Annotated in this window: 19 protein-coding genes; 4 read left to right on the top strand and 15 right to left on the bottom strand. The window is 68.6% G+C overall.

Annotated features, from left to right (window positions below; all coding sequences use genetic code 11):
- Positions 1-3: 3 nt before the first annotated feature.
- The 4 genes from thrC to KK141_RS13220 all read right to left on the bottom strand — a co-directional run bounded on the left by thrC (position 4) and on the right by KK141_RS13220 (position 3,709).
- A complete protein-coding gene (gene thrC / locus KK141_RS13205) occupies positions 4-1,332 on the bottom strand; it encodes a threonine synthase (RefSeq protein WP_214570066.1) in 1,329 nt (442 codons plus the stop codon).
- Entirely contained in the window at positions 1,329-2,285 is a 957-nt protein-coding gene (locus KK141_RS13210) for a homoserine kinase (protein ID WP_250901759.1), read from the bottom strand. The genes thrC and KK141_RS13210 overlap by 4 nt, the downstream gene beginning before the upstream one ends.
- Before the next feature lie 29 nt (positions 2,286-2,314).
- Positions 2,315-3,379 (bottom strand): homoserine dehydrogenase, encoded by a 1,065-nt coding sequence (locus KK141_RS13215; protein ID WP_214570135.1) that lies wholly within the window; start codon positions 3,377-3,379, stop codon positions 2,315-2,317.
- 180 nt (positions 3,380-3,559) lie between these two features.
- Positions 3,560-3,709, bottom strand: a complete 150-nt coding sequence (locus KK141_RS13220) for a hypothetical protein (protein WP_214570064.1) — start codon at positions 3,707-3,709, stop codon at positions 3,560-3,562.
- A gap of 135 nt (positions 3,710-3,844) precedes the next feature.
- On the opposite strand from KK141_RS13220, the gene KK141_RS13225 reads away from it, so the two are divergent.
- Complete coding sequence (locus tag KK141_RS13225; protein ID WP_214570063.1) at positions 3,845-4,372, top strand: DUF2501 domain-containing protein; 528 nt, start codon at positions 3,845-3,847, stop codon at positions 4,370-4,372.
- A 225-nt stretch (positions 4,373-4,597) separates the two neighbouring features.
- On the opposite strand, the gene KK141_RS13230 is transcribed toward KK141_RS13225, so the two are convergent.
- Positions 4,598-6,583 (bottom strand): bifunctional 2',3'-cyclic-nucleotide 2'-phosphodiesterase/3'-nucleotidase, encoded by a 1,986-nt coding sequence (locus KK141_RS13230; RefSeq protein ID WP_214570062.1) that lies wholly within the window; start codon positions 6,581-6,583, stop codon positions 4,598-4,600.
- A gap of 210 nt (positions 6,584-6,793) precedes the next feature.
- On the opposite strand from KK141_RS13230, the gene KK141_RS13235 reads away from it, so the two are divergent.
- On the top strand, positions 6,794-8,512 hold the full coding sequence (locus KK141_RS13235; protein WP_214570061.1) for an alkaline phosphatase family protein: 1,719 nt from the start codon (positions 6,794-6,796) through the stop codon (positions 8,510-8,512).
- 42 nt (positions 8,513-8,554) lie between these two features.
- Here KK141_RS13235 and KK141_RS13240 read toward each other — a convergent pair whose 3' ends face one another.
- The 6 genes from KK141_RS13240 to napE all read right to left on the bottom strand — a co-directional run bounded on the left by KK141_RS13240 (position 8,555) and on the right by napE (position 15,058).
- Positions 8,555-10,576 (bottom strand): alkaline phosphatase family protein, encoded by a 2,022-nt coding sequence (locus KK141_RS13240; RefSeq protein WP_214570060.1) that lies wholly within the window; start codon positions 10,574-10,576, stop codon positions 8,555-8,557.
- Positions 10,577-10,863: 287 nt separating this feature from the next.
- Positions 10,864-11,463 carry a NapC/NirT family cytochrome c gene (locus tag KK141_RS13245; protein ID WP_214570059.1) on the bottom strand — a complete coding sequence of 200 codons (600 nt, stop codon included), beginning with the start codon at positions 11,461-11,463 and terminating at the stop codon, positions 10,864-10,866.
- A 2-nt stretch (positions 11,464-11,465) separates the two neighbouring features.
- Entirely contained in the window at positions 11,466-12,035 is a 570-nt protein-coding gene (locus KK141_RS13250; protein WP_214570058.1) for a nitrate reductase cytochrome c-type subunit, read from the bottom strand.
- A 10-nt stretch (positions 12,036-12,045) separates the two neighbouring features.
- Positions 12,046-14,541 carry a periplasmic nitrate reductase subunit alpha gene (gene napA, locus KK141_RS13255; RefSeq protein WP_214570057.1) on the bottom strand — a complete coding sequence of 832 codons (2,496 nt, stop codon included), beginning with the start codon at positions 14,539-14,541 and terminating at the stop codon, positions 12,046-12,048.
- Positions 14,538-14,897, bottom strand: coding sequence for a chaperone NapD (locus tag KK141_RS13260; protein WP_214570056.1), 360 nt, complete (start codon positions 14,895-14,897; stop codon positions 14,538-14,540). Before KK141_RS13260 ends, napA begins: the two co-directional genes overlap by 4 nt.
- Positions 14,898-14,899: 2 nt before the next feature.
- A complete protein-coding gene (gene napE / locus KK141_RS13265) occupies positions 14,900-15,058 on the bottom strand; it encodes a periplasmic nitrate reductase, NapE protein (protein WP_214570055.1) in 159 nt (52 codons plus the stop codon).
- A 214-nt stretch (positions 15,059-15,272) separates the two neighbouring features.
- Between napE and KK141_RS13270 the strand changes: the two genes are divergently transcribed.
- Entirely contained in the window at positions 15,273-15,773 is a 501-nt protein-coding gene (locus KK141_RS13270; RefSeq protein WP_214570054.1) for a molybdopterin-dependent oxidoreductase, read from the top strand.
- Positions 15,774-15,780: 7 nt separating this feature from the next.
- Here KK141_RS13270 and nagA read toward each other — a convergent pair whose 3' ends face one another.
- The 4 genes from nagA to KK141_RS13290 all read right to left on the bottom strand — a co-directional run bounded on the left by nagA (position 15,781) and on the right by KK141_RS13290 (position 20,531).
- Positions 15,781-16,941 carry an N-acetylglucosamine-6-phosphate deacetylase gene (gene nagA, locus KK141_RS13275; RefSeq protein ID WP_214570053.1) on the bottom strand — a complete coding sequence of 387 codons (1,161 nt, stop codon included), beginning with the start codon at positions 16,939-16,941 and terminating at the stop codon, positions 15,781-15,783.
- Entirely contained in the window at positions 16,941-17,975 is a 1,035-nt protein-coding gene (locus KK141_RS13280; protein WP_214570052.1) for an SIS domain-containing protein, read from the bottom strand. Before KK141_RS13280 ends, nagA begins: the two co-directional genes overlap by 1 nt.
- A gap of 37 nt (positions 17,976-18,012) precedes the next feature.
- Positions 18,013-19,143, bottom strand: coding sequence for a LacI family DNA-binding transcriptional regulator (locus KK141_RS13285; RefSeq protein ID WP_214570051.1), 1,131 nt, complete (start codon positions 19,141-19,143; stop codon positions 18,013-18,015).
- A gap of 95 nt (positions 19,144-19,238) precedes the next feature.
- A complete protein-coding gene (locus tag KK141_RS13290) occupies positions 19,239-20,531 on the bottom strand; it encodes a sugar MFS transporter (protein ID WP_214570050.1) in 1,293 nt (430 codons plus the stop codon).
- Positions 20,532-20,956: 425 nt separating this feature from the next.
- Between KK141_RS13290 and glk the strand changes: the two genes are divergently transcribed.
- Positions 20,957-21,997 carry a glucokinase gene (gene glk / locus KK141_RS13295; protein WP_214570134.1) on the top strand — a complete coding sequence of 347 codons (1,041 nt, stop codon included), beginning with the start codon at positions 20,957-20,959 and terminating at the stop codon, positions 21,995-21,997.
- Positions 21,998-22,099: the final 102 nt, after the last annotated feature.

The following is a 22,099-nucleotide window of genomic DNA, read 5'->3' on the forward strand; positions in this document are numbered from 1 at the left end:
CATTCAACCCAGCCGGCGCGCCTGCTGCGGCGCGGCTCCATCCAGCAGCCACGCTTTCAGCCCCTCGTCGCTGGCGTCCAGCGCTTCGGCGTGCGCCGGCCGGGCGAGCATAGCGGCCAGTGCGGGCGGCAGGGGTACGGTCTGCCCGATCAGCGGTTCGATGACGCTTTCGAATTTGGCCGGATGCGCGGTGGCCACCACGGCCCAGTCGGCCCGGTCCGCGCGAAGGTCGAGCCGGTGCATGGCGGTGGCGGTGTGCGGGCAGAACACTTCGCCATGCGCGGCGTGCCTGAGCACGGTGGCGCGGATGGTCTGGTCGTCCACGCTGTGCGAGGAAAGCTGCTGGCGCAGATCGGTGTCGTAGGGGAAGGTCCAGCGCAGCCGCTCGAAGTTGCTGGGCGCGCCCACGTCCATCGCATTGGCCAGGGTGGCCACCGCGGCGCGCGGCGCGTACGCAGCGCCGGCGAAGTAATCCGGCAGCGTCTCGTTGGCATTGCAGGCCAGCTCGATGGCGCCGACCGGCAGCCCCATCTCGCGCACCCACACCGCGGCGAGCGCATTGCCGAGGTTGCCGGTGGGCACCACGAAGTTGAGCGGGCGGCCGTGCTCGTGCCACCAGCGCAGCGAAGCGTGCGCGTAGTAGGCCATCTGCGGCAGCAGGCGGCCGAGGCTGATGCTGTTGGCGGACGACAGCGGCCGCTGCGCCTGCAGCGCCTTGTCGTTGAGCGCGGCCTTGACCATGCGCTGGCAGTCGTCGAAGCGGCCGGCCACACGCAGCGCGCGCACGTTGTCGCCGAAGCAGCCGAGCTGGTGCGCCTGGCGCGGCGAGACCAGCCCGTCGGGATAGAGGATCACCACCTCCACGCCCGGCTGCCGGTGGAACGCGGCGGCCACGGCGGCGCCGGTATCGCCGGAGGTGGCGACCAGGATCGTCAGCGGTGGCTCGCCGGCATGGCGCAGGCGGCGGAAACAGCTGGCGAGAAAGCGCGCGCCGAAATCCTTGAACGCGGCGCTGGGGCCGTGGAACAGCTCCAGCATCGCGGCACCGGGGTGCTGCGGCAGCGGGCGCAGCGGTGCGTCGAAGGCGAAGGCCTCGGCGCAGATGGCCGGCAGCTCCGCGGCCAGCGCATGGCCGGCGAAAAAGGGGCGCAGCAGGCGCGCGGCGGTGTCGGCGAGGCTGCCCCGCGCATCGAAGTCGCCCGGCTTGAGGCTGGGCAGCGCCTCCGGCACGTACAGGCCGCCATCGGGTGCGAGGCCCGCGGCGATCGCCTCGCCGATGCCGGCGCCTTCCGCGGCGCCGCGGGTGCTGTGATAGAGCAGCGGTTCGCTCATGCCTTGCGCTCCACGTCGATCAATGCGGCGGCCGGCCCGGCGACGGGCGAGACCAGGGTGTCGCTGTCCAGGCCCGCTTCGGCGAAGGCCGCGGCCATGGCGGCCGCCGCGGCCTGGGCCTCTTCGCGGCGTTCGAACCAGCCGAACACGCTGGGGCCGGCGCCGGAGATGCTGGCGCCCATCGCGTGGTGATCCATCGCCGCCTGCTTCACCCGCGCAAAGCCCGGGATCAGCGGCGCGCGGCGCGGTTCCACCAGCACGTCGTTCAAGCCTTCTCGCACCAGCGCCGCATCGCCCTGCCAGCAGCCGGCCAGGGTGAGCGAGAGATGGGCGCTCTGCGCGACGAACTCGCCCAGCTGGTAGGCGCCGGCCAGCGCGGCGCGCGCCTTGCGTGTCTCCAGCACCATATGCGGATGGACCAGGGCGCAATGCCAGGCCTCCGGCACCGGCACGCGCACCAGGCGGTCGCGCGTGGCCAGCACCAGGCCGCCGAGCAGCATCGGGCCGACGTTGTCGCCGTGGCGGCCGCCGCTGGCCACGGCCTCGCCTTCCAGCGCGAAGCCGTACAGCGCTTCCATCGGCAGCGGGCGTTCCAGCAGCGCGTTGGCGGCCACCAGCGCGGCTACGCAGGAGGACGCCGAGCCGCCCATGCCGGAACCCAGCGCGATGCCCTTGTGCAGCACCAGCTCGAAGCCGTGGCGCAGCCCCAGCGCCTTGCGCAGCGCCATGAGCGCCATGCCGGCGGTGTTCTGCGCGGCGTCCAGCGGCAGGTCGGTGACCACGCCTTCGATGGCGGCGATGCGCACCACGGGTTCTTCGATGCGGCGCACCGTGGCGCGGTCGCCGGCGCCGGCGAGGCTGTGGCCGAGCACGTCGAAGCCGACGCCGACGTTGCCGACACTGGCCGGCGCCAGGGCCTGGGCGGATAGAGCGCGTTGGGGAGAGCGGGCCATCGGTTCCGGAGATTGGGCAAGTTGGGCGTTCATGCGCGTGCCTCCAGCGACTCGGCAATGCGCAGCAGGTCGCCGAACACGCCCGCGGCCGTCACTTCCGGCCCGGCGCCCGGTCCCTGCACCAGCAGCGGATTATCGTGGTAACGGCGCGTGGTGAATTGCACCACGTTGTCGGTCAGGCGCGTGTGCGCGAAAGGGTGGGACGCGGGCAGCACGGCCAGCTTCACGCTGGCGCGGCCGTCGCGGTCCAGGCTGGCGACGTGGCGCAGCACGCCGCCCTCGGCGCGGGCGATGGCCAGCTGGGCGGCCATGGGGGCGTCCAGTTCGTGCAGGCGCGCCATGAAGGCTTCGGGGTCCAGCGCGGCCAGTTCCGCCGGCACCAGGCTCTGCACGTTCACCTCGTCCAGCGACAGCGCCCAGCCGGCTTCGCGGGCCAGGATCACCAGCTTGCGCGCCACGTCCAGGCCGGACAGGTCGTCGCGCGGATCGGGTTCGGTATAGCCCAGCGCATGCGCCTCGCGCACCAGCGCGGAGAACGGGCGGCCGCCGTCGTGGCGGTTGCACAGCCAGGCCAGCGTGCCGGAGAACATGCCGTCGACGGCGAGCAGCTCGTCGCCGGTGTCGAGCAGGTCGCGCAGCGTCTGCACCACCGGCAGGCCGGCACAGACGGTGGCTTCGTAGCGAAAGCGCGCGCCGGCATGGCTGGCCGCGCGGATCGCCTGCCAGCGCTCCAGCGGGCCGCTGCCGGCGAGCTTGTTGGGGGTGACCACGTGCACGCCTTCGGCGAGCCAGTCGGCGTAGTGCGCGGCCACTTCATCGTTGGCGCTGCAGTCGATCAGCATGGCGTGGCGGCCGTCGTCGCCGAGCACGTGGCGCGCGAACTGGCGCAGGTCGGCGGGGCGCCAGGTCTGGGCGCGGTCGCAGCGGCGGTTGAGGTCGGGGTCGTCGCAGTCCAGCCACATGCGCTTGCTGGCGGCCACGCCGCACAGTTTCAGTTCCAGGCCGGCTTCGGAAAGGCGCGTCTGCGCCGCACGCAATTGAGTGAGCAGGGCGCTGCCGACACGACCGGGGCCGATCAGACCCACGGCCAGCATGCGGCGGCGTGGAGTGGTCGTCGGCAGCGCCCGGACAAGCACGGGGTGTTTGGGATGTTCCAGTTGCGGGGCGAGGGCGTTCACGGTGGTCTCCTTGGGTTGGGAGCCCCGTCTCTCGCTGGCGGTTCGGAGTGGCCCGGCCCGCCTCTTCGAGGGGCGGGGCCGTTGCGTGTGATGAAGCTACTCGCGCGCGGACACCCACCCGTGGCCGGTGGTACCGGTACCGGTGGTAATAATCGTGGCGGAGGAAGCGATGGCGCCGGCCAGCGGCATGCGCCCGGTGAGGACCGGGTTGGACAGCATGCGGATGGAGGAAGAAATCGGCGACATGCGACCGACCATACGGGCCATGCTGCACCGCAGTCAACAGGTGCAACTGAAACTTTAGGAGCAGGCCGCAGTGACACCCGCGTAACGAGGCGCGGTGTTGAATCCCCGCGGACTCAACAACAAGGAGCGATCCCCATGAACAAGCGCATCCGCGGCATCGCCGCTACCGGCCTGGCCTGTTGCCTGGCCTTGGCCTGCGGCACCGCCAGCGCGCAGGACCTCGGCAAGCTCGGCGGACTGCTGGGCGGCGGCGGCGGCTCGATGAGCTCCGGCAGCATGGGCAACGTCGCCGGCCTGCTGCAGTACTGCGTGAAGAACAACTACCTCGGCGGCAATTCCGGCGCCTCGGGCATCAAGGACCAGCTGATGGGCAAGCTCGGCGCCGGCGGCGGTGCCTCGTCCAGCGGCGAGGCGGCCTCAGGCGGCGATGTGCTGGGCGGGCTGATGGGCAAGAAAAAGAAGAACTCCAGCCAGCCGGCGGGCGGCGATCCCAGCCGCGATCCGAGCTATCTGAGCGGCGCCAACGGCATCCTGCAGGGCAGCAATGGCAAGAGCCTGGACTTGTCGAGCGTGGGCGGCGGATCGAGCGACCTGAAGTCGCAGATCACCACCAAGGTGTGCGACACGGTGTTGAAGCAGGGTAAGTCGTTTTTGGGGATGTAAGGCTGCCTAGTGGAACCCTTCTCCCCGCCGGGGAGCACGCGGGGAGAGCACATGGATGTGCTCTGCTTTGAGGAGCGAGGAAGGTGGCGGCAGCCGGATGAGGGGGCGGGGCTCGCCACGAGTTATCGACGAAGCGATAAGCGTTTTTGCGTTGCCGCTTTACCGCTCCGTAGTTCCCCCTCACCCCAACCCTCTCCCCGGCGGGGAGAGGGGGCAGATGATCGCTTACTTTGAGAGGTCGATCGCGTACACCGCCGTCCCGTCCCCGTTGTCCTTCACCTGCCGCAGGTTCTTCACCCCGGCCTCGCGGGCCTCCGCCTCCTTGCCCGCCGCGCCCTTGAACACCACCGGGCCGCGCGTCTTCACCGGCGCAAAGCGCCAGGACCGCTTCGGCAGGGCCTTCGCATCCAGCGTGCGCTGGCGCTCCAGCCACTTGGCCAGGATCTCGCGGGTGCCGTCCGGCGCGGACAGCACGATGTTCTTGCCGTCCAGGCCGGGGAAATTGCCGCCGCCGCTGGCGCGGTAGTTGTTGGTGACGATCACGAAGGGCTGCTGCGGATCCACCTTCTTGCCCTTCCAGCGCAGGTCGACGATGCGCTGCCCGGCCGGCTTGGTCACGTCGATCACATAGCTGATGTCGCCCTGCAGCTGGTCGAAGTTGTAGCCCGGCATGCGGTCGTTGAGCAGCGGCTGTTCGGCGGTGGCGGACGGGTCGATCTGGCGGAAGCGCTCGGCCGATTTCTCCAGCCACGCCTTCAGGCCCGCACCGTCGGTTTTCACCGCGGCCAGGGTGTTCGGATAGAAGTACAGGTCCGCGGCGCTGCGCAGGCTCAAGGGGCCGGCCGGCACGTCGGTGTAGTCGTCCGGGCCGCCGAAGCCGGTGCGGAAGGCAGCGGCCGAGGCCACCACCGGCACCTTGGCCAGTTCCGGATGGGTCTTGGGCAGCTCGGCCTGCACGTAGTCGCGCTCGGCGGCGTTGACCACCGAAAGCGCCGTCATATTGCCCACGTCGGCGAAATAACTGCTCAGGCGGATGCGCGTCTCACCGATCGGCGTGCTCACGTGCGCTACGGCCGCCTCATGCGCCTGGGCCACCAGCGGGGCGATGGCGGGGTCGGCCGCCACGCATTCGTTCTTCTTCGGGCAGATCGGGCGCACTTCGCTGTGGGTGTGTTCCTTGTCGACCGTCCAGCGGCCGTCGCGGCGCGCCAGCGCCAGCTCGACCACGCCCAGGTCCTTGCCGAAGAAGCCGCCCATCACCGCCGGCACGCCGCGCACGAAGCCGCGCTGGGCGTCCACTTCCTGCATGTCCTTGTAGTGCGGGCCGGGGAATTCGGTGTGCGAATGGCCCAGCAGCAGCACGTCGATGCCGGGCACGGCGGCGAGGTACCAGCCGCCGTTTTCCATGTCGGAGGTATAGGTGGCCGTGTTGAGGCCGCCGTGCAGCACCGCCACGATCAGGTCCGGATGCTGGGCCTGCAGTTCCGGCAGGTATTTCTTCGCCGCTTCCACCACGCCCGTCACGGTGACCTTGCCTTCCAGGTTCTGCTTGTCCCATTCCAGGATCGGCGGCGGGGTGAAGCCGATGATGCCCACGCGCAGCGGCACGGCGCGCTTGCCGCCGCTGGGCGTGTCGACCTGGATGGTCTTCTCCACCACCGTCCACGGCTTGAAGATCGGCGCGCCGTCGCGGGCGCTGAACACATTGGCCAGCACCAGCGGGAAATGCGGGCCGGCGCAGCGGTCGCTGCGGCCGCCGTCGACGTTCATCGGCGTGCCGGTCACCTGCGACAGGAACGGCAGGCCGTAGTTGAACTCGTGGTTGCCGGCGGTGCCGCCGTCGTAGCCGATGGCGTCCATGGCGGCGTAGATCGACAGCTCCTGGTTGCAGCCGACCGGCTTCACCTGGGCCTCGTAGTCGGCCAGCACGCTGCCCTGGATGGTGTCGCCGCTGTCGAACAGAAAGCTGTTCGGGTACTGCTGGCGGGCCTGGCGGATCAGGGTGGCGGTGCGCTCGTAGCCCACCGTGGCGTCCGGCTTGAGCTTGTAATAGTCGTAGCTCAGCACGTTGGAATGGATGTCGGTGGTCTCCAGGATCGCGACCTGGGCGTGGCTGCCGTCCGGCACGCGGTCGGTGCGTGGGCCCTGGGCGGCGCAGCCGGCGAGCAGCATGGCGGTCAGGGCGGCGAGGGGGAGCTGGCGGAGCGACATGGTGGATTCCCTGCGAACGAAAGCAAGCCGCGCAAGCTAGCAGATCGGCATGGCCGGCGATGCCTCGGCGCCGCGCCGTACCCGGGCAACGGCGGCTGAACCCTTGCGCGGCGCGGGCTGCCTGTTACCTCTGGTTCTGTCTGTGAAAGAAATGAGAACGTAAGATGGCGCCCTGATGACAGACCGGCCGGAACAGGGGGCCAACGCAACATGCAGAGATGGTCGTTTCGCTTCACGCGGAACAGCGTGGCGTGGCTGTGCGCCACACTGTTCTTCGCCGGCTGCGTGCGCGCCACCGCCGGCCAGGAACCCGTGCTGCAGCAGCAGAGCTTCGTCTTTGCGCTGATGCTGTGCACCTGCGGCGTGCTGCTGTTCGCGTTCGCGCGCGTGGCGATGGCGCTGGTGGTGACCGGCGCGCTGTTCCTGGGCCTGGATTTCATTTCGGAGATGAAGCAGCAGTACCTCGACGCGCCGCTGATGCCGTCGGACTTCGTCTACTACCTGCGTTCCAGCCTGGTCGAAACCCTGGCCCACTACCCGCACCTGTGGGAACTGACCCTGGGCGTGGCGGTGCTGGTGCCGCTGGGCCTGTGGCTGGTGTGGCGCGGCGACCGGCGCCTGTTGAACGGCCTGTCGCGGCCGAAGGCGCTGGCCGTGCGCGTCGGCGGCGCCGTGGCCTGTGCGCTGGCGTTCTGGGTCTGCCTGCTGCCGAACGGCCCGTTCGCCCAGGTGCATGCGCGCAATGCCTGGCAGAAGCTGTCGGACGACGCTCAGCTCACCAATTTCTTCGTCAACCTGCAGGACTCCAACGTCTCGCTGCCGCCGATGACCGACGACACCCTGGCCGAGCAGGAGTGGAGCGCCACCGCGCACGGCGGCCACGGCGCGGCGGAGCAGCCGTATCCGGACATCGTGCAGGTGCTGGAAGAAAGCACTTTCGATCCGTCCAACTTCACCGTATGCAACGTGCCGCAGTGCCGCGTGCAGATGTTCAAGCCGGACAAGTACACGCTGGCCCACGGCCCGCTGCGCGTGCACACCTTCGGCGGCGGCACCTGGGTCAGCGAATTCGCCGTGCTCACCGGCATGCCGCAGGACATCTTCGGCCCCGGCGGCATGTACGCGCCCTACGTGCTGGCGCCGCACGTGCGCGACGCGCTGCCGCAGCAGCTGCAGCGCCTGGGCTACCTCACCGTGGCGATCTACCCGACCAACGGCGCCTTCCTCAACGGCCGCAACGCGTACACGGCCTATGGCTTCGACCAGTTCTACGACGCCAAGGACCTGGGGCTGGACGAGTGGGAGGAAACCGACGCGCAGATGTTCGACGCGGCCAAGCGCGTCTACGACAAGGTGAAGAAGCCGGGCCAGCCGGTGTTCGTGATGATCCTGACCCTGGCCCAGCACGGGCCGCACGACATGGATCCGCTGTCGACCCTGCCGGCGCCGTTCAACCATCCGCTGCTCAAGGGCCTGGCGGAGAAGCCGGCGCTGAACTTCAACACCTATCTCTCCAACCTGCACAACTCGGATGTCGCGATGACGCAGCTGGAGAAGGCCTTCCTCGATCGCCCCGAGCCCACCGTGCTGATGCACTTCGGCGACCACCAGCCCTCGTTCAACGGCCTGATCCGCCAGATGGAGCGCAGCTGGCCGCCGGCGCTGCAGCCGTACAAGGACTATCTGTCGTACTACATGATCAAGAGCAACGTGCCGGGCCGTAGCTTGCCGAACTACCCGATGCTCGATATCGCGCACCTGCCGAACATGGTGCTGCAGGCGGCGGGCGTGCCGATGGATCCGTACTTCTCCGCGGCCACGGTGCTGCGCGAGCGCTGCAAGGGCCTGTACACCGATTGCATCGACCAGGACCTGGTGAAGTCGTACCACGCGTGGACGTTCAATCACCTGCACGTGTACGAAGAATGATCCCGCACCGGGGTGGGCCGCGATGGCCCACCCCGTTATGCGTCAATGCCGCTCGGGCTTGGCGTAATCGAAATACGTCCAGCGCTTGCCGTCCGCACTCTCGAGCTGCTTCAGCTGCAGGCTGAAGTTGTAGCTCGAAGCCGACAGCGCACTGCCGTCCACACGCTGCATGCTCAAGCCCGTGGACGCCTGCGCCGGGCGCAGTTCCGTCGGCGTCACTCGATAGCTGTCCGCCGCCTTGCCCAGCACGCCGCCGAGCGCCTCGCTCAGCACGCGGCCCTGCGCCTGCGGCAGCTTCAGGCCGAGCAGGGCGGCGATGGTCGGGGCCACGTCGACGTTGCCGCTGGGCAGCGTGTCGCGGAAGCCGCCGCGGAAGCCGGGGCCGGCGGCGAGCAAGGTGTTGTGCACGTCGATCGGGCTGAAGCTGCCGTGCTCGCCGCGTTCGCTGGGCGATTCCGGATAGACCGTGGAGTACTCGGTGCCGCGGAAGCCCTGGATCACCGCATCGGCATCCCAGGCATAGCTGACGATGATGTCCGGACCGCGCGCCGCGTTCTCCAGATGCACGTTCTCCGCCGGCAGGGTGCCCGGCAGGTCGCCGTAGCGCTTGGCCACGAAGACGGCTGCCACGTACTCGCGCGACTGCAGGAAACGCACGGCGCGCTTCACCACCTCGGCGTTGTGCTCGGGCTGGTAGAAGTATTCGGTGCCGCCGTTGGGGGCCAGCACCAGCGCACCCTTGGGCAGCTTGTCCGGCACCACGTAGCTGGGCGTGGTGTAGGGCATCGGCTTGCCGCACAGGCGGCCGTCGTCGTCGTAGCGGGTCGGCTGCAGCTGCGAGCCGTCGGCGCGCAGGCCGGTCATCACCGGCGAGTACACGCAGCCCAGGCCGTCGAAGGACGGGATGCCGCCGCGCGTGCTCAGCTCGTGCGCCATGCGGATGCCGCCGGAGACCGAATAGCCCCATTCGTTGTCCACGCCGGCCACGCGGCCGTCGTTGATCTGGCGCAGCGGGAACAGGTCGCGCGCACCGGCGATATTGCTGTGGCCGTGGTCGGAGACCACGATGATGTCGGTGTCCTCGGCCATGCCCAGCTCGCGCAGTTTGGCTTCCAGCTGGCCCAGCAGCGCGTCCTGTGCCTGCAGCGCGAGGTGGAATTCCGGCGAGCCCACGCCGTAGATGTGCTGGGTGGTGTCGGGATTGCGCATCCACACCACGCTCAGGTCCGGCTTGTGCTTGGGCAGCACCTGGTCCAGGTACACCTTCATCATCCACGCGTTCGCCGCGGTGGGCGGGGTGTCGCCACCGGCGGTGGCGTCGCTGGTGGCACCGTCCTTGAGCTTGGCGGCCTTGGCGCGCTCGGTGGGGTCGGCGTTCTCTTCGCTCAGCGTCACTTCGCCTTCGGCGTAGATGTTCGGCGCGGTCTTGGGCAGCGGATAGCCGGCGGCCTGCAGCTCCTTGGCGAAGGACAGCGGCAGCGCGACGCGCTCGTCCAGCAGCAGGCCGACCTTGTCCGGGTCGCCCTGGTTGGGCAGGCGGTAGTTCTGCAGGAAAGCCGCGCCGGACTTGCCGATGGCCGCGGTCTTCAGCCCCGCCTTCTGCGCGGCGGCGAACAGCGTGGGCAGTTCCAGCAGGTCGCCCTTGCTGGCCTTGTCCAGCGCGCGCAGCACCAGGTCGTCTTCGGTGTAGACCGGGTTGCGGAAGCTCACATCCTCACCGGTGGTGGTGCGCGCCACCGGCTCGCTCTTCAGGCCCGTCTCGCGCGACGCCCAGAAGCGGTTGCCGTAGAAACCCAGCGGGCCCGGGAAGCTGCCGGTGGCGAAGGTAGAGGCGTTGGCCATGGTGAAAGTGGGATAGGTCGAGTGGTTGTCCTCGAACCAGGTGCCGCGCTTGCTCAGGGCCAGCAGGTTAGGCGTGTCCTCCTCGCTCACCGCGTCCGGGCGCATGCCGTCCCATACGAACAGGATCACCCGGTGCGGAGCCGCCAGGACGGGGCTGGCGGAAACGGCGGCCAGCAGCAGGGTGGCCGCGGTTTTCAGGGCGCGGCGATGGAGCGGGGACATGCGGGACCTCGGCGAATGGGTAGGAGCCAGCCGGCCATGCTGGGCAATGGGTGTTGCAGTTTGGTGTCGAGCGTGGCTATCGAAGCCTTCTCCCCTCCGGGGAGCACGCGGGGAGAGCACATGGATGTGCTCTGCTTTGAGGAGCGAGGAAGGTGGCGGCAGCCGGATGAGGGGCGGGGCTCGCGGGAAGGGGTCGACAGGGCGTCGCTCGCTTTCTGCTACCGCTTCTACGCTCCGCCCGCCCCCTCACCCCAACCCTCTCCCCGGAGGGGAGAGGGGGCAAGAGCTCATCCTTGCGGCACACCCTTCATATCCGGCAGATGGTGCGCAATGCCCTTGTGGCAGTCGATGCAGGTCTTCTCCCCCGTGCCCAGCCAGCGCTTGTGGATGGCGGCGGAGCGGGGCGACTGGCGGGTCAGGTCCATCGAGGCGTAGTTGTGGCAGTTGCGGCATTCCAGCGAATCGTTGGCTTTCAGGCGCGCCCACTCGTGTTCGGCCAGCACCAGGCGTTCGTCGAGGAATTTCTCGCGCGTGTTGATGGTGCCGAAGATCTTGCCCCATACCTCCTTGGAGGCCTGCATCTTGCGCGCGATCTTGTTGGTCCAGTTATGCGGCACGTGGCAGTCGGGGCAGGTGGCGCGCACGCCGGAGCGGTTGCTGTAGTGGATGGTGGTTTTCAGCTCCTGGAATACGTTGTCGCGCATCTCGTGGCAGCTCGTGCAGAACTTCTCGGTATTGGTGGCTTCCAGCGCCGTATTGAACGCGCCCCAGAACAGCACGCCGGCGAGAAAGCCGCCCAGGGTGAGAAAGCCCAGGCTGTAGTGCACGCTGGGGCGGCGCAGCGTGTGCCAGAAAGCGAGCGCCCAGCGCTTGAGCCACGGCCACATGCTCAGTTCGCCTTCTGTTCGGACAGCACGGTGTCGATGTCCTTGAAACCGTTGGCCACCAGCGGCTGCGCATCGGTCTGCACCACGTGGCATTGGTTGCAGAAATAGCGGCGCGGCGAAATGGTGGCGAGGAACTGGTCGTCGCGGTCCATGTAATGCGTGACGCTGACCGGCGGCGCCTGGAACTTGTCGGCGTTGGCGCGCGCGTGGCAGAGCATGCAGCGGTTGGAATTGCGGTCGATCTGGTAGTTGTCGATGGTGTGCGGAATGGTCGGCGGCTGCATCGGATACGCACGGTTGCGCCTTATGTCGGTGTTCTCCACGCGCGCCATCGGCGCCGGGGCGATCTCCTTGTCGATCTCGGCGCCGCGGCGGATCGCATCGAGCCCGGCGCCGGCCGGCACCACCGCCACGGCCGGACGCGGCGCCGCCACAGGCGCCTCGGCGGCCGGCGCTGCTGCCTGCTGCTCGCCAGTCGGCCCCACGCGCCGGTGCGTAGCCACGAAGGCCAGGGCCGAGGCCAGTGCGAGCACCACGATGGCGCTGGCGGCGAAGCGGGAAGTGTTCGACATCAGGGCATCCTCAGGCGGGCAGCACTTTGACGGCGCACTTCTTGTAGTCGGTCTGCTTGGAGATCGGGTCCGTCGCGTCCAGCGTGACCTTGTTGATCAGCTGCCCGGCATCGAACCACGGCACGAACACCAGCCCGCGCGGCACGCGGTTGCGGCCGCGCGTCTCGATGCGCGAAAGCATTTCGCCGCGCCGCGAGACCACGCGCACTTCGTCGCCGCGCTTCAGGCCGCGCGCCACCGCATCGTCGGGATGCATGAACACCACCGCCGCCGGGAAGCTGCGGTACAGCTCCGGCACGCGCATGGTCATCGAGCCGGAATGCCAGTGCTCCAGCACACGGCCGGTGCACAGCCACAGGTTGTATTCGTCATCCGGCATTTCCGCCGGCGGCTCGTACGGCAGCGCCCACACCACGGCGCGGCCGTCGGGGTTGCCGTAGAACTGGAAGCCGGTGCCGGCTTTGACATAAGGGTCGGCGCCTTCGCGATAACGCCAGCGCGTTTCCTTGCCGTCGACCACCGGCCAGCGCAGGCCGCGCGCCTGGTGGTAGGCGTCGAACGGCGCCAGGTCGTGGCCGTGGCCGCGGCCGAATTCGGCGTATTCCTCGAACAGGCCCTTCTGCGCATAGAAGCCGAACGCGGCGGCTTCGTCGTTCTGGAAGCCGGCTTCGATATCGCTCACCGGGAAGCGGTCCACCTTGCCGTTGCGATAGAGCACGTCATACAGCGTCTTGCCCCTGAACTGCGGGTTGGCGGCGAGGATGTCGGCCGGCCAGCATTCGTCGGTGGTGAAGCGCCTGGCGAATTCCATCAGCTGCCACAGGTCCGAACGCGCCTCGCCCGGCGCTTTCACCAGCTGATGCCAGAACTGCGTGCGCCGCTCCGCATTGCCGTAGGCGCCTTCCTTCTCCACCCACATCGCCGCGGGCAGGATCAGGTCGGCGGCCTGTGCGGTGACGGTGGGATACGCATCGGAGACGACGATGAAGTTGTCGGGGTTGCGATAGCCGGGATAGGTCTCCTCCAGCATGTTCGCGCCGGCCTGCATATTGTTGTTGACCATCACCCAGTAGGCATTGAGCTTGCTGTCGCGCAGCGCGCGGTTCTGCTCCACCGCGTGATAGCCGGGCACCGGGTCGATGATGCCGTGCGGGATGTTCCAGATGTCCTCGGCGTGGCGGCGATGTTCCGGATTGGTCACCACCATGTCCGCCGGCAGGCGATGGCTGAAGGTGCCCACCTCGCGTGCGGTGCCGCAGGCCGAGGGCTGGCCGGTCAGCGAGAACGGGCTGTTGCCCGGCGTGGCGATCTTCCCGGTGAGCAGATGGATGTTGTAGACCATGTTGTTGGCCCACACGCCGCGCGTGTGCTGGTTGAAGCCCATGGTCCAGAACGAGGTCACTTTTATCTTCGGGTCGGCGTACAGCTCGGCCAGCTTTTCCAGCCAGCCGCGCTCGACGCCGGTCATCTGCACCGTGTTCTCCAGCGTGTACGGCGCGACGAAGTTGGCGAACTCCTCGAACGTGATCGGCTGGCCGCCATTGGCATCCTTGGCGTGCTTGGCTTTCAGTTCCAGCGGATTGTCGGGGCGCAGCCCGTAGCCGATATCGTCGTTGCCACGCTTGAACGTGGTGTACTTGCCGACGAAGTCCTGGTTGACCCGGCCGCTCTTGATGATGTGGTTGGCGATGTAGTTGAGGATTACCAGGTCGGTCTGCGGCGTGAACACGATCGGGATATCGGCCAGCTCGAAGCTGCGGTGCTCGTAGGTCGACAGCACCGCCACTTTCACGTGCGGATTGGACAGGCGCCGGTCGGTCACCCGTGTCCACAGGATCGGGTGCATCTCCGCCATGTTCGAGCCCCACAGCACGAAGGCGTCGGCCGCTTCGATGTCGTCGTAGCAGCCCATCGGCTCGTCCATGCCGAACGTGCGCATGAAGCCCATCACCGCCGAGGCCATGCAATGGCGTGCATTGGGGTCCAGATGATTGCTGCGGAAGCCGGCCTTCATCAGCTTGTTGGCGGCATAGCCTTCGAAGATGGTCCATTGGCCGGAACCGAACATGCCCACCGCGCCCGGCCCCTTGGCCTTCAGCACCTGCTTGAACTGCGCGGCCATCACGTCGAAGGCCTCGTCCCACGACACCGGCGTGAACTGGCCGTTCTTGTCGTAGGCGCCGTTGGTCTTGCGCAGCAGCGGCTGGGTCAGGCGGTCCGTACCGTACATGATCTTGGAGAGGAAATAGCCCTTGACGCAGTTGATGCCGCGGTTGACCTCCGCATGCACGTCGCCATGGGTGGCCACCACGCGGCCGTTTTTCACCGCCACGTTGACGCCGCAGCCGGTGCCGCAGAAACGGCACGGCGCCTTGTCCCATTTCAGCTGGGTGAGATCGCCTTCGGTCAGCACGTTGCTGGCGGCTGCCGGCAGCGCGAGGCCGGCGGCGCTGGCCGCGGCGGCGGCCGCGGTGCTGCGGATGAAGTCGCGTCGCGTCAGGGTCATGCGTCGGCTCCCGGTGGCGGATGCAGCGGCTGTTCGAGTTCCTCGCGCGGCTCGGCGTGGTGGTAGATCAGCGAGACGTTGACCACGCCGGGCAGGGCCAGCATCGCGTCGATCAGCTCCATCACCTCGCGCTGATGGCCGGTTTCGCACAGCAGCACGCAGCGGTGCTCGCCGCGGGCGGAGATGTCCAGCGCGGGCTGCGTACCGACATAGGCTTCGAGCGCGGGCATGGCCTCGGGCCGCAGCTGCACCAGCAGGCTGGAGATATGCAGTTCGTCGTTCACGGCTTCGTTCCCGCGCGGGAAGCGCCCCTGCAGAAAGGCGCGGCGGCCGGCCTGGAAAGTATCGGAGCTCATGCTCAGCTCCCCGGCGGGCCGTTGAACATCTGCCAGATCCACACGGCGAAGCCGTAGGAGGCGACGGTAAGTACGGCCAGGATGGGAAACAGCGCGACGGTAAGGAGCAGGAAGACCATCCGCTCCTGGCGTTTCCCGGTGCGATCCGCGGGACGTTCCATGCTCACTCCCCTTGCCGGCGGGACGGACGCGAGGCCGCGCCCTCCATCGATGCTAGCGCCGCCTGGCCGGGCATCACTTGACGCCGGTCAAGTCGAACCACTTCGCCGCGCACTGTACCGGCGCTTCACGTTCAAGTTCGGTGAAGCCGGCAGCGACGGCCGGAGGAAACGCCGCCTACAATCCGGCACCACCCGGGGAATGGATCTGCCGACCATGATGCGTGCAAGCCGCTATCGCTTTGCGTGGTTCCTGCTGGGCTGCCTGTGGGCATTTGCGGCGCAGGCTGCCGATCCTGCGCCGTCGTTGCGCGTGGTGGTGGACGGCAAGACCACCGTGTTCGATCACGCCGCGCTGGCCGCCTTGCCGCAGGCCAAGATCACGGCCGCGGTGCATGACGAGAAGCCTTCGGTGTGGTCCGGCGTCGCGCTGGCCGACGTGCTGCGCAAGGCCGGCGCGCTGGACAAGCCGCTGCGCGGCAAGAGCCTGGCGCTGTTCGTGCGCGTCACCGCCACGGACCACTACCAGGCGGTGTTCGCGCTGGCCGAGCTCGATCCCTTGATCGAAGGCCGCACCGTGCTGCTCGCCGATGCGCACGACGGCCAGCCGCTGGCCGCGGACGGCCCGTTCCGGCTGGTGGTGCCCGAAGACAAGCGCGCCGCGCGCTGGGTGCACGGCATCGTGTCGGTCGAAGTGGTGGACGGCGCCGCCCCGTAAGGCGCGATCAGGCGGCGTAGCGCACGCCGCCGATCCAGGTTTCCTGTACCACCAGGCCGTCGTCCAGCACGGCGAAGTCCGCGCGCTGCCCGGCCACGATGCGGCCCAGCTCGCGCTCCAGCCCCAGCCAAGCGGCTGGATACGCGCTGGCCATGCGCGAGGCTTCCGCCAGCGGCAGGCCCACGGCGTCGACCAGGTGGCGCACGCCGGTGGCCATGTCCAGCGCCGAGCCGGCCAGCACACCGTCGGCGCTCTGGCAGATGCCGTCGCGGGCCACGATGGTCTGGCCGTTGAGCACGTAGGTGGGATCGTCCGCGCCCACCGGCGGCATGGCGTCGGTGACCAGCACGCTCTTGCCGCGCGCCTTGGCCGCGATGGCCACGCGCAGGCTGGCCGGATGCACGTGGTGCAGGTCCACGATCAGGCCGCACCAGCTGTGCGGATCGTCCAGCGCCGCGCCGACCACGCCGGGTTCGCGGCTGCTCAGCGGGGTCATCGCGTTGTACAGATGGGTGAAGCCGCTGACGCCGGCATCGAGTGCGGCGCGCGTGGTGGCGTAGTCGGCGGCGGTATGGCCGGCCACCACGATCACGCCGGCGGCGCTGAGCTGGCGGATGGTTTCCAGCGGCACGCGTTCGGGCGCCAGGGTCATCATCACCACGCCGCGGTGCCGGCGCGCGATATCGGCGATATCGGCGGCATCGGGCAGGCGGAACAGGTTGGCGTCGTGGATGCCCTTGCGCGCCGGCGCCAGGAACGGGCCTTCCAGATGGATGCCGAGAATGCCCGGCACGCCTTCGGCGATGGCGGCGTCCACGGCTTCCAGCGCCGCGTGCATCACGTCGGCGGTGTCGGTGATCAGGGTCGGCAGCATGCCGGTGGTGCCGAACCGGCGGTGCGCGGCGGCGATGCCGCGCAATGTTTCGACGGTGGGCGCGGCGTTGAACAGCAGCCCGCCGCCGCCGTTGACCTGCACGTCGATAAAGCCGGGCAGCAGCAAGCGGCCCTGCAGATCGTGGCGTTCGGCGTAGCTAAGCGGAGCATCGCCCGCCGGTACCAGCGCCTCGATGCGGCCGCCGCGCAGCAGCACGGCGAGATCGCTGCGCGTGCCGTGTTCGCCGAGCACGCGGCCATTGACCAGGGCGGTAAGCGGTTGCGCTGCGCTCATCACACTGTCTCCGTCACCTTGCGCAGATGCGGCGGCACATCCGGATCGAAGCCGCGCGCCAGCGCCAGTTCGCTCGCCGCGCGATAGAAGCTCTGCACGGCCAGCAGCGGGGTGACGATCGAATCCATGCCGGCCGGCAGCGCCAGCGCGTCCGGGCCGCTGGCGCCGGGCTTGGCCACCAGCACGCGCGCGCCGCGCGCGCGGAATTCCTCAGCCACGGCCAGGGTGCTGTCCAGGGTGTCGTCGCCCTGGGCGAAGAACAGCACGGGGAAACCCGCGCCGACGATCGCCATCGGGCCATGCTTCACTTCGGCCGCGCTGAACGCCTCGGCGTGCAGGCCGCAGGTTTCCTTGAGCTTGAGTGCCGCTTCCAGCGCCGCGCCGAAGCCGTAGCCGCGGCCGACCACGAACAGGTTGCGCGCCTCGCGCAGGCCCTCGACCAGCGGGCTCCAGTCGGCGTCCCAGCCGCGCCGCAGGTCGGCCGGCAGGCGCGCCACGTCGGCGTGCAAGGTGTCGTCGTTGCCCCAGTGCGCGGTCAGCTGCAGGATCGCCGCCAGCGTGGCCAGATAGCTCTTGGTCGCCGCCACGCTCACTTCGGGGCCGGCGCGCAGCGGGATCACCGTGTCGGCCAGCGCGGCCAGGGGGGAATCCTCCACGTTCACCATCGCCACCACCAGGGCGCCGGCATCCTTCGCCGCCTGCGCGCTGCGCAGCAGGTCGGGGCTCTTGCCGGACTGCGAGATGGCCAGGAACAGCGCGCCATCCAGTTTCAGGTCGGCGTCGTAGATCGACGCCACGGACGGCGAGGCCGAGGCGGTGATCAGGCCCAGCCGCGTTTCGAACACGTACTTGGCATACGCCGCCGCATGATCGGAGCTGCCGCGCGCGCAGGTGACGATGAACCGCGGCGGCTCGGCGCGCAGGCGTTCGCCCAGGGCCTTGAGCACGCCGGCATTGGCGGCGAGCTGGCGCTCGACCACGTCGGCGGACTCGTGGGCCTCGCGGTACATCAGGGTGTCGCTGGCTTGCTTCATGGATGGCGTTCTCGGTGATGCATGCAGCGGCGCGGCGTCAGGCCTTGCGGGTCGGGCGCGTGCCGCTCTTGGTGGAAGTGTTCTTGACGGGAGCGCTCTTGGCCGGAGCATTCCTGGATGGGTTCTTCGGAGTGTTGTTCTTCGGCGGCGCGGTCGAGCCGCGCACCACCAGCTCCGGGATGAAGCATTCGTTCGGCGGCTCGGCGAAGGCGTCGCCGTTGTCGCGCTGCAGGTCGGCCATCAGGTGCAGCGCGGCGTGGCGGCCGATCTCGCGGGTGGACTGGCGCGCGGTGGTCAGTGCCGGCCAGGCCTGCTTGGAGAACGGGCTGTCCTCGAAGCCGGCGATGGACAGATCCCACGGCACGTCCAGCCCGCTGGAGCGCGCCGCGGCGAGCACGCCGGCGGCGATCTCGTCGTTGCTGCCGAAGATCGCGGTGGGCGGATCGTCCAGCGCCAGCAGGTTGCGCGCGCCGCGGAAGCCGTCGTCGAACGCGTAGCGGCCGGGCAGCACCAGTTTCGGGTCCTGCACCACGCCGTAGTCCTTCAGCGCGTCGGCATAGCCCTGGTAGCGCTCGGGGCTGGAACGGTGATGCGGCTCGCCCCACAGGAAGCCGATGCGCTTGTGGCCGAGCTGGATCAGATGCTCGGTGATCGCATAGGCCGCGCTGCGGTCGTCCACGTAGACGCAGGGCGAGCCGTCGTGCGGGTCGTCGCGCGAGGAAATGATGCGCACGAAGTCGATGCCCTGCGCCGACAGCGCCGTCACCAGCTCATGCTGCTCGGACATCGGCGGCGCCAGCACCAGGCCGGCCAGGCGGTTGCGTTCCACCAGGGCGCACAGTTCCTGTTCCAGGCTGGGCGAAGAGGAATCGCAGGGGTGGATCTGCAGGCCGAAGCCGCGCTCGCGGCAGGCCGACAGCACGCCTTCCTGCATGCTGATCACGTAGTGCGCGTTGGGGTTGTCGTAGACCAGGCCGATCGCATACGCATGCGTGCTGCGCAGGCCGCGCGCGGAAGGATTGGGCTGGTAGCCGAGCGCCTGGATCGTTCGCTCCACCTTTTCGCGCGTGTCGGCACGCACCGAAGCCTCGCGGTTGATCACGCGGGAGACCGTTTTCAGCGAGACGCCGGACGATTTGGCGACGTCCTTGATGGTGGGGTTGCGCAACGCGGGAAACTCCGGGGGAAACAGGACGGGCATCGTAGCCCAGCAAGTTGCAGTGAGGATGGCGGGACCGTGACAAACGGCCCCGCCTGACTACCTCACGGCGCGTGCTGGCCCACGCGGTGCCCGCGCAGTCCGTAGAACAGGATGTACAGGTAGCAGGGCACCATCAGCAGCATGAAGACCAGCTGGAAGTCGTAATGCTGCTTCAGGTGCACGAAGGCCTGCGGCACCAGCGCGCCGCCGACGATCGCCATGATCAGCAGCGCCGAGCCGGCCTCGGTCCAGCGGCCAAGGCCCTTGATCGCCAACGGGAAGATCGCCGGCCACATCATGGCGTTGGCAAAGCCCAGCGCGGCCACGAAGCCCACCGAGGTATAGCCGGTGGTGAGCCAGGCGCCGATGGTGAAGATCGCGCCGAGCACGGCCGATACGGCCAGGTAGCTCTGCTGCGAAATGATCTTCGGGATCAGCAGCAGGCCGGCCAGGTAGCCGCCCAGCATGGCGATCAGCGTGTACGAGGTGAAATGCTTGGTGGCATCCAGCGGCAGGCCAAGGCCCTGGCCGTAGGTGCCGATGGCGTCGCCGGCCATCACTTCCACGCCCACGTAGAGGAACAGGCACAGCACGCCCAGCCACAGGTGCGGGAAGCTCAGCAGGTTGCCCTTGGCGTGGCCGATCTCGGTCTCGCTGTTGGCGCCCGACGGCTTGATCTCCGGCAGCGGCGAGCGCAGCACCCACACCGCCAGCACCACCAGCAGGCCGGCCATCGCCAGGTAGGGCATGTGCACCTTGGCGGCGAAGGTAGTGAGCAGCGCTTCGCGCGCTTCCGGCGTAGGCGCGGCCTTGACCTGCTGGTCGAAGGTGTCGATGCCGCTCAGCACCAGCCAGCCGAACACGAACGGCGCCAGCGCGCCGGCGATCTTGTTGCAGATGCCCATGAAGGCGATGCGCTGCGCGGCGCTGTCGATCGGGCCCAGGATGCTGATGTACGGATTGGACGCCGTCTGCAGCAGGGCCAGGCCCGCGCCGATCACGAACAGGCCGGACAGCGCGCCGCCGTAGACGCGCATCGACACGAACTGGCCGAACAGCACCGCGCCGATGGCCATCACGAACAGGCCCAGCGCCATGCCCTTCTTCATGCCGGTGCGCTTGAGCACCGCGGACGAGGGCAGGGCGAGGAAGAAGTACGAGCAATAGAACACCATCGGCACCAGGAAGGCGTTCACGTCGTCCAGGGAAAACGCCAGCTTGACGAAGGTGATCAGCGGCCCGTTGAGCCAGGTGACGAAGCCGAAGATGAAGAACAGCAGGCCGATGATCAGCATCGGCACCAGGCCGGAGGCCCGGGCGTGCGTATCGCCGGTAGCTAGCGTTGTGGACGACATGTATTGACTCCCCGAATGTGCCGATGCCGACGAAGGCCCGCGGGCCGCGTCGCCTCCCGTCGTTTTATCGGCGCTAACTAGCAACGTTGTCAATCGGCGTTCCCGGCCGGCCAGTCCGGGGCAACCCGGGTCATCCCCCTGTCCGCCCGGCCATGGCGCGCCGCGGCATGGCCGTTCCGGACCCCGCAAAAACCGTGCTAAGTGGCGCAGCCATGCGGATTGGCGGGCTTTTGGCACGGCCGTCACCTGCGTTATGGCGAAGTGTTTGCTGCGTCGCGGAAACGTCTTTGCGGGTCTAGGAAATTCGACCTGTTGACAACGTTGTCATCGCGCTCCCATATTCCGCCTCCATCGGGGGCTGTGACAACAGCATGACGTCGGCATGACCGCGTCGATCGTGAAACGGGGAGGGGCTTGTGGCGGAACTGGCCAACCAGGGCGTCGGGCTGAAGGGTGCCTCGCAGGGCACGCTTTTCCTGGCGGCGGATGTCGGCGGCACCCATGCGCGGATCGGGCTGGTCAGCCAGCGCCCGGACGGCGCGCGGCCGGTCACCGTGCTGCAGTACCACCGCTACGCCTGCGCCGAATGGCCCAGCCTCACCGCCGTGCTCAAGGATTTCGTCAGCCAGCTGGGCGCCACCGTGCACGTGGACCAGTGCGCCGTGGCCAGCGCCGGCTACGTGCTGGGCGATGCCATCGTCAATGACAACCTGCCCTGGCCGGTGTCCATCCGCGACATCCGCGACAGCCTAGGCATCCAGCAGCTGGCGGTGGTCAACGATTTCGAAGCGGTGGCCTACGCCACCCAGTTCCTGGTGCAGGCCGACACCACGCCGGTGATCGAGGCGCAGACGCCGGGCGGCGCCGGCCCCGTGCTGGTGATGGGGCCGGGCACCGGCCTGGGTTCGGCGGTGCTGCTGCCGGGCAAGCCGCACGCCACAGTGCTGCCGACCGAAGCTGGGCAGATCGCCCTGTCGCCGGGCAACGAGCGCGAGATCGAGATCCTGCGCGTGCTGTCGGGCGAGCGTCCGTACGTGTCGTTCGAACACGCGCTGTCCGGCCCCGGCCTGCTCAATCTCTACCGCGCGCTGTGCGTGCTGCGCGCCGAAACGCCGGTGCTGGCCAAGCCCAGCGACATCACCCGCGCCGCGCTGGAACGCAGCGATGCGGCGGCGGTGGAAGCGCTGGAGGTGTTCTGCGGCCTGCTCGGCAGCTTCGTCGGCGATCTCACCCTGCTCTACGGCGCGCGCGGCGGCGTGTTTCTCGCTGGCGGCATCCTGCCGCAGATCCGCGAAGTGCTGCTGGCCAGCACGTTCCGCGAGCGCTTCTTCAACAAGGGCGTGATGCGGGCCTTCTTGCAGCAAGTGCCCGTGCGCCTGATGGAACACGGCCAGCTCGGCGTCATCGGCGCGGCTGGCATGTACCTGGACGGTCATGCGCCGGCCGGGGAGGCAACCAGGCAATGAACTCACCAGAGTTGTAACGCAACGACGTATCCGGGGGCCTCGGCCCAGCCAGTCACACCACGCGAGGCCGTTCGCTCGTTTGGAACACATAAGCCTTGAGGG

The organism is Dyella sp. LX-66, assembly GCF_018599165.1.
GTDB lineage: Bacteria > Pseudomonadota > Gammaproteobacteria > Xanthomonadales > Rhodanobacteraceae > Dyella_D > Dyella_D marensis.

What these genes read in the sequence shown, in the direction of transcription:
- KK141_RS13230 (WP_214570062.1), bottom strand. Translation starts at nt 6,583, where the DNA reads ATGTCGCTCCGCCAGCTCCCCCTCGCCGCCCTGACCGCCATGCTGCTC.
- KK141_RS13225 (WP_214570063.1), top strand. Translation starts at nt 3,845, where the DNA reads ATGAACAAGCGCATCCGCGGCATCGCCGCTACCGGCCTGGCCTGTTGC.
- KK141_RS13240 (WP_214570060.1), bottom strand. Translation starts at nt 10,576, where the DNA reads ATGTCCCCGCTCCATCGCCGCGCCCTGAAAACCGCGGCCACCCTGCTG.
- KK141_RS13290 (WP_214570050.1), bottom strand. Translation starts at nt 20,531, where the DNA reads ATGTCGTCCACAACGCTAGCTACCGGCGATACGCACGCCCGGGCCTCC.
- napE (WP_214570055.1), bottom strand. Translation starts at nt 15,058, where the DNA reads ATGGAACGTCCCGCGGATCGCACCGGGAAACGCCAGGAGCGGATGGTC.
- KK141_RS13220 (WP_214570064.1), bottom strand. Translation starts at nt 3,709, where the DNA reads ATGTCGCCGATTTCTTCCTCCATCCGCATGCTGTCCAACCCGGTCCTC.
- KK141_RS13270 (WP_214570054.1), top strand. Translation starts at nt 15,273, where the DNA reads ATGATGCGTGCAAGCCGCTATCGCTTTGCGTGGTTCCTGCTGGGCTGC.
- KK141_RS13210 (WP_250901759.1), bottom strand. Translation starts at nt 2,285, where the DNA reads ATGGCCCGCTCTCCCCAACGCGCTCTATCCGCCCAGGCCCTGGCGCCG.
- KK141_RS13245 (WP_214570059.1), bottom strand. Translation starts at nt 11,463, where the DNA reads ATGTGGCCGTGGCTCAAGCGCTGGGCGCTCGCTTTCTGGCACACGCTG.
- KK141_RS13280 (WP_214570052.1), bottom strand. Translation starts at nt 17,975, where the DNA reads ATGAAGCAAGCCAGCGACACCCTGATGTACCGCGAGGCCCACGAGTCC.
- napA (WP_214570057.1), bottom strand. Translation starts at nt 14,541, where the DNA reads ATGACCCTGACGCGACGCGACTTCATCCGCAGCACCGCGGCCGCCGCC.
- KK141_RS13215 (WP_214570135.1), bottom strand. Translation starts at nt 3,379, where the DNA reads ATGCTGGCCGTGGGTCTGATCGGCCCCGGTCGTGTCGGCAGCGCCCTG.
- KK141_RS13250 (WP_214570058.1), bottom strand. Translation starts at nt 12,035, where the DNA reads ATGTCGAACACTTCCCGCTTCGCCGCCAGCGCCATCGTGGTGCTCGCA.
- nagA (WP_214570053.1), bottom strand. Translation starts at nt 16,941, where the DNA reads ATGAGCGCAGCGCAACCGCTTACCGCCCTGGTCAATGGCCGCGTGCTC.
- KK141_RS13235 (WP_214570061.1), top strand. Translation starts at nt 6,794, where the DNA reads ATGCAGAGATGGTCGTTTCGCTTCACGCGGAACAGCGTGGCGTGGCTG.
- thrC (WP_214570066.1), bottom strand. Translation starts at nt 1,332, where the DNA reads ATGAGCGAACCGCTGCTCTATCACAGCACCCGCGGCGCCGCGGAAGGC.
- KK141_RS13260 (WP_214570056.1), bottom strand. Translation starts at nt 14,897, where the DNA reads ATGAGCTCCGATACTTTCCAGGCCGGCCGCCGCGCCTTTCTGCAGGGG.